The sequence below is a fragment of the Streptomyces sp. NPDC006739 genome (assembly GCF_042869815.1).
Taxonomy (GTDB): domain Bacteria; phylum Actinomycetota; class Actinomycetes; order Streptomycetales; family Streptomycetaceae; genus Streptomyces.
The window spans coordinates 13,249-27,544 of the sequence record NZ_JBIAGM010000007.1 but is presented as its reverse complement, the minus strand read 5'-3'; the positions used below and the strand labels follow the sequence as shown (position 1 = coordinate 27,544).

Below are 14,296 nucleotides of genomic sequence, written 5' to 3'. Positions count from 1 at the left end.
GCCAGCACACTTGACGGTATGACACGGATGACACGGATTCCCGCGCCCCCGGCGGCCCCGGTCGGTCGCCGTGCCGTTCTGTGGGCCCTGGCGGGGGTCGCGCTGGGTGCGGCGGGCTGCTCGGGCGGTACGGCGCCGGCGGCGCCCCCCGCCACCCCCGTCCGGGGCACGGACGCCTCCCCGACGCCGTCGGCCGCCCTGCCCCGCACCACCGGGTGGCACCCCACGGCCTCCGAGGTCGATCCAGAGGTGAAGCTGCGGGCCGTCCGGCTCGTGGAGGCGATCGGCGCCTGGCCGGCCGGCCACGGCGGCCGGGCCGCGGCCCGGTCCAGGGTGGCGGCGCTCGGTCTGCCGGCGGCGCTCGCGGACCAGGCCGGACCGCTGCTCCCCCAGGCGGACCAGGCGGCACTGCAGGTCGTCGACGCCCAGTACGGCGGTATCCTGGCCGACTCGGCCAGCGTGCTGGTGGTGTGCCGGCAGTGGACCCGGCACGGCGGCACGGTCACGGCGGGCGGTACGACGGTCGACGTACGGCTCTCCCGCCCGGCGCACGGCTGGACGGTGGACGCCCTGCATCCCGCGCACCCGGGGCCGGCCGCCGGTTCACTCGATCCGGACCTGCGGCGGGCCCTGTCGGACGACCGGATCGTCCTGCCGCCGGCGGCGCGGGCGGACCTGCGCAGCGGCACCGTGCACGCCGACGTGGCGAAGGCGATGCTGGCGCTGGCGGGGCCGTACCGGGTGGACGTGAGCGTGGTCCGCTCCGGGCATCCGCTGCACGTCTTCGGCACGGGCCGGCTCAGCGACCATCCGCGCGGCCGGGCCTTCGACGTGTGGCGGATCGACGGCCGGGCGGTGGTCGACCCGTCCACGCCCCGGAGTCTGATCGAGCGCTTCATGCGGGACGCGGCCGCGGCCGGTTCCTACAACGTCGGCGGCCCGGTGCTCCTGGGAGGCGGCGGCCCCGGCCAGTTCTTCAGCGATGCCACCCACCACGACCACGTGCACGTCGGCTTCACCGCCTGACGCCGGCGGCGGCCCTCAGGCGATCAGTGCCCGGCCCGGGTCGAGGCGGTCCAGCAGTTCGGGGCGGTGCAGGTCGGCCACCGGTGCGAGGAGGTCGGGGTGGCGCAGGAGCGCCGCGGCGCCGCGGTCCGCGTCGTCCGGGGCGAGCAGGCGCCGGAACTCGACCGGCGTGATCGCGAGGTGTTCACCGTCGCCGAGCGCCTCCACGGCCAGCACGGCCAGCTCCGGGTCGCTCAGCAGCGCGGCCGCCCAGCTGGCGACGACCTCGTCCACCCAGGTGCGCCACGCCCACTCCTCGGCGCCCTCTGCGCCGGTTCGGTCCGCTCCGGCGATCCAGTCGAGGCGGTCGGCGCCGCCGGGGCCCGCCATGACGACCAGTGCGGCGTCGACCCGGGTCGGATAGCGCAGCCATGCCGCGACGGTGACGGCCTGCCGTGCCTGCGCCTCGCACAGGGCGGAGGCCAGCGCGCCGCCGCAGGGCGGATAGCCGGCCGTCAGCCACTGGGCCGTGGCGGCGATGAGCGGGGAGAGATCTGCGAGCACGACGAAAACGGTAGCCGCGGGTCCGCCGCCGAAGATGCCGGGGAGAATTACGTCATATGTGGTTTCGGCCACGTTCCACGTTCGCCGATCGTATTTCCCGCCTTGGGGTTATTCCGCCCCTTGGCGATTCCGTGGCGGCCGTGTGCGGATCATGTAATCGCCGGTGCCGGGCCCGGCACGGGCTTGCGGTGATATCCGTAGTGCAGTAACTAGATGAATCATGAATTTGTTCAGCCGCGGTACCACCCTTCGCCGCTCGGCGCCCCCCACGGCGCCCCCGGGCCCCGCCGGGAGGCCGGCTTCCGCACAGGGAATGCCGGATCCCGCCCTGGCGGCGCTGACCGGGGAGTGGATGATCGACCCGGCGCACAGCCGGATCGGTTTCTCCGTCCGGCACGCCATGGTGACCACCGTGCGCGGGGCCTTCACGGACTACCAGAGCCGGCTCTACTTCGACGGCCGTGACCCCGCGGGCTCGAAGGCCGAGATCGTGCTGTCCACCGCGAGCGTGGACACCGGGGTGGAACAGCGCGACGCCCATCTCGTCGGCCGGGACTTCCTGGACGCGGCCACCTACCCGCGCATGCGTTTCACCAGCACCGCCGTCCGACTGGCGGACGGCGACGTCTACCGCATGTCCGGTGATCTCACCATCAAGAACGCCACCCGCCCCGTCGTCCTGGAACTCACCTACATCGGACATGTCACCGATCCGTTCGGTTATGAACGGGTCGGATTCGACGGGACGACCACGATCAATCGTTCCGAATGGGGTCTGACGTACAACTCGAGACTGGCCGAGGGCGGTGCCATGGTGAGCGAGAAGGTGCGCCTCCAATTCGACATCGCCGCCATCCGCGCTCAGTAGCCGGAGCCCAGTGCCCGGGTGGTGTAGGCGCATTCGGTGTAGATATAGCCGGACTGGAGCGAGACGGTGTCCGAGGCGGGTGTCGTGGTGCTGTCGCCGTGCGGTTTGTGCACGAAGTAGGTGGTGCCGACGGGGAGGTCGAGCGTGCGCCTCGGGTAGTCCCGGCCGCTGTCCGCGCAGGGCTTGAAGCCCTTGATGAGCGTGTCGGCGAGGGTGTACGACTTGCAGTCGCCGCATCCCTTGAGGGTGAAGCTGCCGGTGACGGGGCCGGTGTAGAGGACGGTGATGTCGTCGGGGCTGTCGTTCTCGACGGTGACGGAGATGCTGCCGCCGGAGTCGGTGGTGGGCAGCTTCTTGCCGGCGGCCGGGAGCGTCTGCGCCACCTCGGCGGCTATGGCGACCTTCTTCGCGCGGGCCACGTTCCCGTCGCCCTTGTTGCCGGCCGCGAATTCCTCCATGGTCTTCTGGGCCGCGGCGAAGTCACCGCGGTGGTATTCGTCGATTCCGCAGGCGTACTCCCCCGAGTCGCCGCTGCGGCCCGCCTGGTCGGCGGCCTTCCCGAGGTCGGCGGCCGCGTCGCCCGCCGTGCGGGCGAGGTCGGTGATCCGGCTGTCGAGGTCGCGCAGGTCCGCCACGGCCGTGCAGGGTGCGCCGCCGTCGACGGCCTTGCGCGCCTTCTGCACCGCCGCGTCGACGGCTGGTACGACCTTCCCGGCCGGCTCGGAGCGGGGGAAGGTGGTCAGCAGGTCGCCGAACCTGGTGACCCAGTCGGCGCCGCCGCCGGCCAGGCCGGCCGCCCCGCACTCGTACAGGGAGGTGGCCAGCCGGTCGTCGGGCCACCGGGTCAGCGTGCCCAGCTGCTCCTTCGGCATGGTGCGGGGCACCGTGCGCAGGTAGGTCAGCGGCTCGATCGCCGCGCAGTAGTCCTGGTGGCCGTAGGCCGCGCCGACCGTCGCGTAGTAGGTCTTCATACGGTCGGGGACCTGTCGGGCGGCGCGGGAGCCGGAGTGGTCGACCGCGAGGTCCCGGTACACCTCCAGGGCCGTCCGGTAGTCCGGCCGGGCGGTTTCGAACCGCTCGCGGCCGGCGGCCGTCACGAGGTCGTCGGCCCGGTGGAGCCGGTCCAGGAGGGCTCGCTGCACCGCTTCCTCGTGCGCGCCGTCGTACCAGACGACGCCGCCCGCCGGTACGGCGAGGAGCAGCACGCCCAGCAGGAGCGCCGTCGGCGCGCTGCCCGGCCGGGCCAGCCGGGTGCGCAGGCCGACGACCGCGCCGTGCGCCGCCGCGAGCAGCAGGAACGCGCCGTAGGCGACGAGGGCGGCCGCCGGGACGCCGTCGGCGTCCGCGGGCAGCGCCACGAACAGCAGGACGATGGTCGCGGCCCAGCAGGCGGCCGCCGGCACCCATCTTCGGACGAGCGCGTACCCGATCCCCAGACCGCTCAGATTGAGCAGGGCGACGGCCGCCGCCCGCAGCCGGTCGGGCGGTGCGGGCGGCGGACTCGTGGGCATCGGCGGTACGACGAACCCCCCGGGCATGCCATACGGATCGACGGACATGACGGCTCCCCCCTCAACAGCGCATCCATGTCTGCGGGTTGGCAGTGTACGGCCAGGTATGTGCACGGTAAATGCGGCGTGACGGCCTCGCACGGATGCATATTGTGCACTTTCTTGACGGTGGTCGCGTATGCGCCTAAGTTCGCGGTGTCCGTCGGTCCGACCGCCCACCGGGCCGCCGGGCGGCGGCCGTACCCTTGCCACCGTGGAGGACGACGACATCCTGGAGAACCCGGACGGCCCGCAGCCGCGCCCCCAGTCACTCATGCTCGCCTTCTTCGGCAACCACGTCCTGGACGAGGGGGAGCTGTGCGTCTACTCGGGCAGCATCATCGACGTGCTCGGCCGGGTCGGGGTCGGTGAGCAGGCCGTACGGTCGACGCTGACCCGCATGGTCGGCCGGGGTCTGCTGCGGCGTCAGCGCGAGGGCCGCAGAATGTACTTCGGGCTGACCGCGCAGGCCGTACGCGTCCTGGAGGACGGCCGGATCCGTGTCTGGCAGCAGGGCGCGGTCAACGACGACTGGGACGGCGACTGGACCCTGCTGGGCTTCTCGCTCCCCGAGTCCCGGCAGCGCCAGCGGCACGACCTGCGCTCGCGGCTGACCTGGTCCGGGTTCGGAGCCCTGTACAGCGGACTGTGGATCGCCCCCGGGAGCGTCGACGTGGCGGGCATCGTCGCCGAACTCGGGCTCTCCGCCCATGTCAAGATCTTCCACGCCCGGGCCGACGGAGCCACCGACATCGAGGTGATGATCCGCGACACCTGGGACCTGGAGAGCATCGCCGCCCGCTACGTCTCCTTCGACAAGCGCTGGACCACCCAGCTCGGCGCCGGCTCCGGGGCCGACCCGATCGGGACCCGGCTGCGGCTGGTCAGCGAATGGCTGTGGACCATCCGGACGGACCCCCGGCTGCCCGCCCGCCACCTGCCGCGCGCCTGGCCGGCCCGCGCCGCCCAGGAGACGTTCCGGCGCGTCGCCGAGCAGACCGCGGCACCCGCCGAGCGGATGGCCCGCGAACTGCTGGAGACTGCTCCGCTGCGGGAATGAGCGTCATGCAAGTATGCTCTCATAAGGAGAGTGCGCTGATAGCATGGCGCGCATGGCGACCACATCGACGGACACCGGCCGCAGCAACCAGAAGAAGCGGACGCGCGCGGCGATCGTCGAGGCCGCCCGCGCGCTCATCGGCACCGGTGACGACCTGACCATGCCGGCCGTCGCCCGCGCGGCGCTGGTCTCCGAGGCCACCGCCTACCGCTACTTCCCCGACCTGCCGTCCCTGATCAGTGAGGCACTGGCCGGCGCCTGGCCCGCCCCCGCCGACGCGCTGCGCCCCGTGGCGGACTCCCCCGACCCCGTGGCTCGCGTCGCCTTCGCCTGCGAGTTCCTGCTCCGGGGCATCCTCGCCCGCCAGGGTTCGGTACGCGCCATGATCGCCGCCACCGTCACCCGCCCCGAGACGGCGGCCACCCGGCCCGGCATCCGCTTCGGGCTCATCGACCACGCCCTCCTGCCCCTGGCGGACACCCTCGGGGCGACCGATCCGGACGCCTTCGCCCAGCTGAAGCGGGACCTGGTGGTGGTCGTCGGCGCGGAGGCCCTGTTCACCCTCACCGACCTGTGCGGACTCGACCCCGAGGCCGCCGTCACCAGCGCCGTGCGCACGGCGGCCACGCTCACCGAGGCGGCCGTTCGCGCGGACCGGCAACGGACGGATTGAGCCCTGCCCTCGGGGGCGCCCACGTGGAGAGTTCCGTGATTGCCCCGATGCCTCGCGGCCGGTGATCAGGAAGTGTTGCCATGGCCCGTCGGCGTTCGCCGGCCGGGTCGGAGAGGGGTGGCGCGTATGGCTTTTCCGAGGAACACCCCGCTGCTGAAGTGGACGGTGCGGGTGCTGTGCACCGTACTGGCCATGGCAGCGAGTGCCCTGCTGACCGCCGGCTCGTTCGGCATCGCCTACGGCGCGGCAAGCACCCCCGACTGGTGGGCCTCCGTCATCGTCGTCCTGGGTGCCCTGGCCGCGCTCGCCTGTCTGCTCGGCCTGCCCGGGGTCCTCCTCGCGTCGTCGCGGCCCCTCGGGAAGCTCGACTTCGTGGTCGCGGCCTGCGTCGTGCTGACCACCGTCACGTTCTACGTCGCGCTGCACTGGCAGGCGCTGCACGACCGGGGCCGCGTCGAGCAGGCGGTCGTCACCTCCGTGCGCTACGAGGCCAGCTCACCCATGGACGGCGGCTCATGGGTGGCCAGGCTTTCCGACCTGTCCGGCCACCGGCTGAACGGCACACTGGGCGGACACCACCTCCACGCGGGCGACCGTCTCACCGTGACCGTCGACCCCGAGGGCCGGTTTCCGGTGCAGCGCGGGTCCCGGCCCGAGGCCCCCCGGAACTGGTGGCGGCTGTCCGCCCTGCTGGCGGCCTTCCAGGCCCTGCTCAGCTGCCCGCTGGGCTTCTCCGCGGCCCGCCAGAACGAACGGTCCTGGTTCCGCCGAGTCCCCCCACGATGGCCCGAAGCGGCCTGACGGGCGACGGCCCCCGCCGGATCGGTCAGGAATCGAGAAGCGCCGACCCCTGAGCCGCATCTAGCCTGACGTGACGACGGCGCCGCCCAGGAGATGGAGACACGATGAGCATGGCCACCAGGACGGAATCGCGGTCGTCCGCGCCGCACACCGCCGACACCCACGATCTGATCCGGGTGCACGGCGCGCGCGAGAACAACCTCAAGGACGTCAGCGTCGAGATCCCCAAACGCCGGCTGACGGTGTTCACCGGGGTCTCCGGCTCGGGCAAGAGCTCGCTGGTGTTCGACACGATCGCCGCGGAGTCGCAGCGGCTGATCAACGAGACCTACAGCGCGTTCGTGCAGGGCTTCATGCCGACCCTGGCGCGCCCCGACGTCGACGTACTGGACGGCCTGACGACCGCGATCACCGTCGACCAGCAGCGGATGGGCGCCGACCCCCGCTCCACCGTGGGCACCGCCACCGACGCCAACGCGATGCTGCGCATCCTGTTCAGCCGGCTCGGCCGGCCGCACATCGGATCGCCCAAGGCGTTCTCCTTCAACATCGCCTCGATCAGCGGAGCGGGCGCGGTCACGGTCGAACGCGGCGGACAGACCGTGAAGGAGCGGCGCAGCTTCAGCATCGTCGGCGGCATGTGTCCGCGCTGCGAGGGCCGGGGCACGGTCTCCGACATCGACCTCACCCAGCTCTACGACGACTCCAAGTCCCTGTCCGAGGGCGCGCTCACCATCCCCGGCTACAAGCCGGGCGGCTGGAACTACCGGCTCTACACCGAGTCGGGCTTCTTCGACCCGGACAAGCCGGTCCGCGCGTTCACGGACCGGGAGCTGCGGGACTTCCTGCACCGCGAGCCGACCAGGATGAAGATCGCGGGTATCAACATGACCTACGAGGGTCTGGTCCCGCGGATCCAGAAGTCGATGCTGGCCAAGGACCGGGAGGCGATGCAGCCGCACATCCGGGAGTTCGTGGACCGGGCGGTCGCCTTCACCACGTGCCCCGAGTGCGACGGCACCCGGCTCAGTGAGGGGGCCCGCTCGTCGAAGATCGACGGGATCAGCATCGCCGACGCGTGCGCGATGCAGGTCAGCGACCTGGCCCAGTGGGTCCGCGGTCTCGACGAACCGTCGGTGGCGCCGCTGCTGACGGCGCTCGGCGAGACGCTCGACGCGTTCGTGGAGATCGGGCTGGGCTATCTCTCGCTCGACCGGCCCTCGGGCACCCTCTCGGGCGGCGAGGCGCAGCGCACCAAGATGATCCGTCACCTCGGCTCCCCGCTCACCGATGTCACCTACGTCTTCGACGAGCCGACCACGGGCCTGCACCCCCATGACATCCAGCGGATGAACGAGCTGCTGCTGCGGCTGCGCGACAAGGGCAACACGGTGCTCGTCGTGGAGCACAAGCCGCAGACCATCGCGATAGCCGACCATGTCGTGGACCTCGGCCCGGGCGCCGGCACGGCGGGCGGCACCGTCTGCTTCGAGGGCACCGTGGCGGGGCTGCGGGCCGGCGACACCGTCACCGGACGCCACCTCGACGACCGGGCCTCGCTCAAGGAGACGGTGCGCGAACCGGCCGGGACGCTGGAGATCCGCGGCGCCTCCTCCCACAACCTGCGGAAGGTGGACGTCGACATCCCGCTCGGGGTGCTCTGTGTGGTCACCGGCGTGGCGGGCTCGGGAAAGAGTTCGCTCGTGCACGGGTCGATCCCGGCCGGGGCGGGTGTGGTGTCGGTCGACCAGGGCGCGATCCGCGGGTCCCGACGGAGCAACCCGGCGACGTACACCGGACTGCTGGAGCCGATCCGCAAGGCGTTCGCCAAGGCCAACGGTGTGAAGCCGGCGCTGTTCAGCGCCAACTCCGAGGGCGCCTGCCCGAACTGCAACGGCGCCGGCGTCGTCTACACCGACCTGGCGATGATGGCCGGCGTCGCCACCACCTGCGAGGAGTGCGAGGGCAAGCGGTTCGACGCGTCGGTGCTGGAATACCGTCTCGGCGGCCGTGACATCACCGAGGTGCTCGCGATGCCGGTGACCGAGGCCGAGGAGTTCTTCCGGTCCGGCGAGGCGCACACGCCGGCCGCGCACCGCATCCTGACCCGGCTCGCCGACGTCGGGCTCGGCTACCTCGCCCTCGGCCAGCCGCTCACCACGCTGTCCGGCGGCGAACGCCAGCGGCTGAAGCTGGCCACCCACATGGCCGACAAGGGCGGCGTCTACGTCCTGGACGAGCCGACCGCCGGTCTTCACCTCGCCGACGTCGAGCAGTTGCTCGGTCTGCTGGACCGGCTCGTCGACTCCGGCAAGTCGGTCATCGTCGTCGAGCACCACCCGGCGGTCATGGCGCACGCCGACTGGATCGTCGACCTCGGCCCCGGCGCCGGTCACGACGGCGGCCGGATCGTCTTCGAGGGCACGCCCGCCGACCTGGTCGCCGCCCGCTCCACACTCACCGGGGAGCACCTCGCGGCCTACGTCGGCCGCTGAGAGGGGGGTGGGGTCAGCCGGGGGTGTTCGGGCGGGCGAGGCCGATGTCGTAGGCGAAGATGACCGCCTGGATGCGGTCGCGGGCCCCCACCTTGGCCAGGACGCGGCCGACGTACGTCTTGACCGTGGACTCCGACAGGACCAGGCGCTCGGCGATCTCGCCGTTGGTCCAGCCCTGGCCGATGGCGACCAGGATGTCGTGTTCGCGTTCGGTCAGGGACCGCACGCGCGGGTCGTCGGCCGGTTCGCGGTTCGGTGGGACGGCGGGCAGGTGCTGGGCGTAGGCGTCCAGCAGGCGGCGGGTCAGGGCCGGGGCGATGACGGCGTCGCCGGCCGCGACCGCGCGGATTCCGGCGAGGAGTTCCTCCGGGTGGGCGTCCTTGAGGAGGAAGCCGCTGGCTCCGGCGCGCAGCGCTTCGTGCGCGTACTCGTCGAGGTCGAAGGTGGTGAGGATGAGGACGCGGGAGCGGCCGCCGGCGGCGACGATGCGGCGGGTGGCCTCGATGCCGTCCACGCCGGGCATCCGGACGTCCATGAGGATCACGTCCGGGCGCATCTCGGCGGCCTTGCGGACGGCCTCGCCGCCGTGCTCGGCCTCGCCGACGACCTCGGTGCCGGGTGCGCTCTCCAGGAGCATGCGGAAGCCGAAGCGCTGCAGGGGCTGGTCGTCCACGATGAGTACGGTGGTCATGCCGCACCGCCCATGCCGGTCAGGCCCGCGAGGCCGGCGAGCGGGGTGAGGTCGAGCGTGGCCCGCACGGTCCATCCTCCGGCCGGGGCGGGGCCCGCGGTGACGGTCCCGTTGTAGAGGGCGACGCGTTCCTTCATGCCGGTGAGCCCGTGTCCCGCCTCCGGGGGCGGTCCGGACCTGGCCGGCGTTCCGTCCGGTCCGGTGTCGTGCACGTCGATGCGCGCCCAGGTGCCGTCGACGGTGACCGACAACCGGATCCGGGTGTCGTGACCGCCGTGCTTGAGGGCGTTGGTGAGGGCCTCCTGGACGATGCGGTAGATGGTCAGCTGGACCCCGCGGTCCAGGGTGTCCAGCTCGCCGGCGCTGCGGTAGACGACCCTCGGTCCGGCGGAGCGGATGCGGGCGCACAGGGCGTCGATGTCCGTGAGGCCGGGCTGGGGGCTGAGCTGGGGTGCCTGGGTCTGCTCGCGCAGCACGCCGAGGGTGCGCCGGAGTTCGCCCAGGGCCCGGCGTCCGGTGTCACCGATCATGAGCAGTGCCTGTTTGCCGCGTTCGGGGGCGGTGTCGGCCGCGTAGGCGCCGCCGTCGGCGAGGGTGATGATGACGGAGAGGTTGTGGCCGACGATGTCGTGCATCTCGCGGGCCACCCGGGCGCGTTCGGTGGCCACGGCGAGCCGGCCGCGCTGGTCGCGCTCGATCTCCAGGCGGGCCGCCCGGTCGCGCAGCCCGGCGAGCTGGGCGCGCCGGATCCGCACCGCGAGGCCCAGCGCGACGGCGGCGATGACGGTGGTGCTCAGGAAGAACAGGACGTCCACGAGGGACAGGTTCGCCCGCATCCGGACCGCGAGCAGTGCCAGGCCGCCGGCGGTCACGGCGCTGGCGGCGGGCAGATGGCGCAGCCGGCCGTGCAGCGCCAGGCTGTAGAGGGCGATCAGTACGGCCATGCCGGCGCGCAGCCAGGCGCCCAGGGCGCACTGGACCAGGAAGACCGCGGCGATCAGCGCGAAGGCGAGGGAGGGCTTGCGGCGCCGCCACAGCAGCGGGAGCACCTGTCCGGCCTGCAGCGCGATCGTGCCCGCGAGCGACAGATGGGTGAAGGCGAGGGCGAGTTCGTGCCGTTCGCGGTGGTGGGGCACCAGGTCGGGCACGCACAGCAGCGCGACCATGAGCAGGACCAGCGCCGTGTCCAGCAGCCACGGCCGGTCCCGGTCGGCCTGCCGGAAGCGCTGGCCGAGCCGGGACACCCTGCCGACCAGGGGATGGTTCCAGACGGGGTCGGTGCCCGTCAGGGAGGTCTCCGCCGGCAGGACGGTGTCGTCGCTGCTCATGGCACTCATGGCTGTCACCTGCTCATCGTGGCTGACGGCGGCCGGGCGGTGCGCACCGGACCCGGCCGGATGCGCACCGCCCGCGCTGGACAGAGCCTGCCAGGTCGCCGTATCAGGCGTCGGTACGCACCAGACGGTACGCGGCGCCCGCCAGGGCCAGCACGGTCCAGCCGAGGAAGACCAGCAGTCCGGCGGTGGGCGAGAGGGCCGTCGAGTCGTGGGTCAGGGCGAACATCGACTCACCGGCGTTGCTGGGCAGGTACTTGCTGATGTCGTCCTGCCAGGAGCTGGGCAGCAGCGAGACCAGGCCGGGCACCAGCATCAGCGAGGCGACCAGGACGGCGATGCCGCCGGCGACCGAGCGCAGCAGGGCGCCCAGGGCGACGCCGATCACGGCGACCAGGCCGAGGTAGAGGCCGGCGCCGAGCAGGGCGCGGATCACCCCGGAGTGGGAGATCGACATGGCGGCGGGTGTGCCGGAGACCACGTGGCTGCCGATCGGGAAGGCGACGAAGACGCCGACGGTGGCGACGACCAGGGCGACCAGGCCGAACACCGCCGCCTTCGACCACAGCACCGGCAGGCGGCGCGGTACGGCGGCGAGGGTGGAGCGGATCATGCCGGTGGAGTACTCGCCCGCGGTGACCAGGACGCCGAGGACGCCCAGGGCCAGCTGGGCGAAGTTGGTGCCGAACAACGAGAGGCTGAGCGCGCTGGCGTGGGCGTCGTCGGGACGCAGCTGCCGGCCGGAGGTGATCTCCGAGTGGTAGTGCACGGTGGCGATGACACCGAAGGCGATGAGGAACAGCAGGCCGAGGCCCAGGGTGATCCAGGTGGAGCGCAGCGACCACAGCTTGGCCCACTCCGAGCGCAGCACCCGACGCCCGGTGACCTTGTAGTCGGGCCGGGGCCGCGACGGGGCCGGGGCGGGTGCGGAGCTCTCGGTCACGGTGGTCGTACTCATGCGGCGCTCCCGGGGGTCTCGAGGGTGGTGGTGCCGTGGTATTCGACGGCATCGCTGGTCAGGTCCATGAACGCCTGTTCCAGGGAGACGGTCTTGGAGCTGAGTTCGAACAGCGCGATGCGGTGCTCGGCGGCCTTGAGGCCGATCTCGCGCGCCGACAGGCCCGTCACCTGCAGTTCCTCGGATCCGACCGCGCCGGTGATCTCGACACCCGGACCGGACAGGACCTCGCGCAGCCGGGCCGCCTGATCGGAGGCGACGGTGACGGTGTCACCGCCGGCCTGGCGGACCAGGTCCTGCACGGTGGTGTCGGCCAGCAGCCGTCCGCGGCCGACGACGATCAGGTGGTCGGCGACCAGCGCCATCTCGCTCATCAGGTGCGAGGAGACGAAGACGGTACGGCCCTCGGAGGCGAGCTGGGTGAGCAGGTTGCGGATCCACAGCACGCCCTCGGGGTCCAGCCCGTTGACGGGCTCGTCGAGCATGAGGGTGGCCGGGTCGCCCAGCAGGGCGGCGGCGATGCCCAGCCGCTGTCCCATGCCCAGGGAGAAGGCCCCGGCGCGCCGCTTGGCCACCGACTGCAGGCCGGTCAGCTCGATGACCTCCTCGACCCGGCGGCGCGGGATGCCGTGGGTGTGTGCCTGCGCCATCAGGTGGTCGAAGGCGGAGCGGCCCGGGTGGATGGACTTGGCTTCCAGCAGGGCGCCGACCTCCTGGAGCGGCGCGGTGTGCTCGGCGTAGTGCCTGCCGTTGACGGTGACGTTGCCGCTGGTGGGGGCGTCCAGTCCGACGATCATGCGCATGGTGGTGGACTTGCCCGCGCCGTTGGGGCCGAGGAAGCCGGTCACGGTGCCCGGTTTGACGACGAAGTCCAGGTGGTCGACCGCGGTCTTCTCGCCGTACCGCTTCGTCAGCTGTTGCGCCTCGATCATCGCCGCTCCCTCGCGTCGGTCTCCCGGACCCTGTGTCCGTCACCTGCAACGCTAGGAGCCGCGCGGCCGAAAACGGTGGTACCCCGGGGGTCAATGGCGCGGCCGGGTCGTACCGCGGTACCACTCGGCGCCCCCCGATCGGCCGTTCGTCGCGCGGACGGGTGTCCAGCGTGTGCGCGGCGGACGGGCCCGGTGGAGGCTGGATCTCGTGCGGTGCGAAGGGGCTGTGCCCTGTCGTCGATCTCCCGTCGTCCGCGTGCCGGGCGTGGCGGGGCGGGCGGGAGGGTGACGGCCGGGCCGAGGGGCGGCGAGGGGCCGGTGGAGGCGGCTCTCGACGAGTTGTACGGCGTACCGCCCTCCGATTTCGTCACCCGCCGGGCGGAACTCGCCGCCGCCGCGAGGACGGCCGGCCGGGCCGAGGACGCCCGCCGGATCCGGGCGGCCCGCCGCCCCACGCTGGCGGCCTGGGCCGCGAACCTGCTGCTGCGCGCCCGGCCGGAGGAGAGCCGGCGGTTCCTGGAGCTGGGCCGGGCGTTGCGCGAGGCCTACCAGGAGCTGGACGCCGCCGGCATCCGTGAGCTGTCCGCGCGGCGGCGCGGCGTCGTCTCCACCCTGTCCCGGCAGGCCGCCCGGCTCGCCTCCGACACCGGACACCCGCTGTCGGAGGCCGGACGGCGGGAGGTGGAGGCGACCTTGCTCGCCGTTCTCGCCGACGAGGACGCGGCCGAAGCGTGGGCCACCGGCCGTCTGAGGGCCGCGCTCACCCCGCCGGCGGCGTTCCCGCCGGCGACGGCCACCCCGCGCGGACCGGCCCGGCGCGCCGCGCCTGCCCCGGCTCCGGCCCCGCCCGAGGACGACCTCGCCGAACGGCGCCGGCAGCGGCTGGAGCGACTCGACGAGGCGCGCCGGGGCGCCGAGGAGGCCGAACGACGACTGGGCGAGCGGCGGGAGGACCTCACGGAAGCCGAGACCTCCCTGCGGCAGACGCGTGATCAGCACGACGAGGCACGGCAGCGGGTGGCCGAGGCGCGGGAGCGGCTGGAGCGGGCGCGGGAAGAACTGCGGCAGGCCGAGGGAGCACAGCGGGACGCCCAGGGAGCACAGCGGGACGCCGAGAAGCGGTGCCACACGGCCGCGAGCGCGCTCTCCCGGGCCGAGCAGGAGGCCCGTCGGGCGACGCGGGAGGTGACACGCCTGACCGCGCACGACGGCACATAGCCGCGAGGCACGCGTGGGGGGGCGGACTTGTGTCATCGCCGAGTGCAGACGCCGTCCGGCGGCGGGGAACTCCCGTTGGGCAGCGAACACCCGGATTTGTCGCTACGTTCTGACATGTTCGCAACACTCTCCTCCTCGACCCCACAG

Annotated in this window: 13 protein-coding genes; 7 read left to right on the top strand and 6 right to left on the bottom strand. The window is 72.7% G+C overall.

Going from position 1 to position 14,296, the window contains the following annotated elements; all coding sequences use genetic code 11:
* Positions 1-18: 18 nt before the first annotated feature.
* Complete coding sequence (locus tag ACFYMM_RS16275) at positions 19-1,026, top strand: hypothetical protein (protein ID WP_388386776.1); 1,008 nt, start codon at positions 19-21, stop codon at positions 1,024-1,026.
* 15 nt (positions 1,027-1,041) lie between these two features.
* On the opposite strand, the gene ACFYMM_RS16270 is transcribed toward ACFYMM_RS16275, so the two are convergent.
* A complete protein-coding gene (locus ACFYMM_RS16270) occupies positions 1,042-1,569 on the bottom strand; it encodes a hypothetical protein (RefSeq protein WP_388386774.1) in 528 nt (175 codons plus the stop codon).
* A 220-nt stretch (positions 1,570-1,789) separates the two neighbouring features.
* On the opposite strand from ACFYMM_RS16270, the gene ACFYMM_RS16265 reads away from it, so the two are divergent.
* Positions 1,790-2,437 (top strand): YceI family protein, encoded by a 648-nt coding sequence (locus ACFYMM_RS16265; RefSeq protein ID WP_388386772.1) that lies wholly within the window; start codon positions 1,790-1,792, stop codon positions 2,435-2,437.
* Here ACFYMM_RS16265 and ACFYMM_RS16260 read toward each other — a convergent pair.
* Positions 2,431-3,996 carry a hypothetical protein gene (locus ACFYMM_RS16260; protein WP_388386770.1) on the bottom strand — a complete coding sequence of 522 codons (1,566 nt, stop codon included), beginning with the start codon at positions 3,994-3,996 and terminating at the stop codon, positions 2,431-2,433. The genes ACFYMM_RS16265 and ACFYMM_RS16260 overlap by 7 nt on opposite strands.
* Before the next feature lie 205 nt (positions 3,997-4,201).
* Between ACFYMM_RS16260 and ACFYMM_RS16255 the strand changes: the two genes are divergently transcribed.
* From ACFYMM_RS16255 to ACFYMM_RS16240, 4 genes are all read left to right on the top strand, one after another.
* Positions 4,202-5,047 (top strand): PaaX family transcriptional regulator C-terminal domain-containing protein, encoded by an 846-nt coding sequence (locus ACFYMM_RS16255; RefSeq protein WP_388386768.1) that lies wholly within the window; start codon positions 4,202-4,204, stop codon positions 5,045-5,047.
* Between the two features lie 52 nt (positions 5,048-5,099).
* A complete protein-coding gene (locus ACFYMM_RS16250; RefSeq protein ID WP_388386765.1) occupies positions 5,100-5,720 on the top strand; it encodes a TetR/AcrR family transcriptional regulator in 621 nt (206 codons plus the stop codon).
* A 126-nt stretch (positions 5,721-5,846) separates the two neighbouring features.
* Positions 5,847-6,521, top strand: a complete 675-nt coding sequence (locus ACFYMM_RS16245; RefSeq protein ID WP_388386763.1) for a hypothetical protein — start codon at positions 5,847-5,849, stop codon at positions 6,519-6,521.
* A 104-nt stretch (positions 6,522-6,625) separates the two neighbouring features.
* Positions 6,626-9,016, top strand: coding sequence for an ATP-binding cassette domain-containing protein (locus ACFYMM_RS16240; RefSeq protein ID WP_388386761.1), 2,391 nt, complete (start codon positions 6,626-6,628; stop codon positions 9,014-9,016).
* Positions 9,017-9,029: 13 nt separating this feature from the next.
* Here the strand turns inward: ACFYMM_RS16240 and ACFYMM_RS16235 are convergent, their stop codons facing one another.
* The 4 genes from ACFYMM_RS16235 to ACFYMM_RS16220 all read right to left on the bottom strand — a co-directional run bounded on the left by ACFYMM_RS16235 (position 9,030) and on the right by ACFYMM_RS16220 (position 12,931).
* Positions 9,030-9,707 (bottom strand): response regulator, encoded by a 678-nt coding sequence (locus ACFYMM_RS16235; protein ID WP_388386759.1) that lies wholly within the window; start codon positions 9,705-9,707, stop codon positions 9,030-9,032.
* Entirely contained in the window at positions 9,704-11,035 is a 1,332-nt protein-coding gene (locus ACFYMM_RS16230; protein ID WP_388387334.1) for a sensor histidine kinase, read from the bottom strand. The genes ACFYMM_RS16235 and ACFYMM_RS16230 overlap by 4 nt, the downstream gene beginning before the upstream one ends.
* A 112-nt stretch (positions 11,036-11,147) precedes the next feature.
* A complete protein-coding gene (locus ACFYMM_RS16225) occupies positions 11,148-11,999 on the bottom strand; it encodes an ABC transporter permease (protein WP_388386757.1) in 852 nt (283 codons plus the stop codon).
* Positions 11,996-12,931, bottom strand: coding sequence for an ABC transporter ATP-binding protein (locus ACFYMM_RS16220; RefSeq protein ID WP_388386755.1), 936 nt, complete (start codon positions 12,929-12,931; stop codon positions 11,996-11,998). Before ACFYMM_RS16220 ends, ACFYMM_RS16225 begins: the two co-directional genes overlap by 4 nt.
* Before the next feature lie 285 nt (positions 12,932-13,216).
* Here ACFYMM_RS16220 and ACFYMM_RS16215 point away from each other — a divergent pair, with 285 nt between their 5' ends.
* On the top strand, positions 13,217-14,149 hold the full coding sequence (locus ACFYMM_RS16215) for a hypothetical protein (protein ID WP_388386753.1): 933 nt from the start codon (positions 13,217-13,219) through the stop codon (positions 14,147-14,149).
* Positions 14,150-14,296 lie beyond the last annotated feature (147 nt).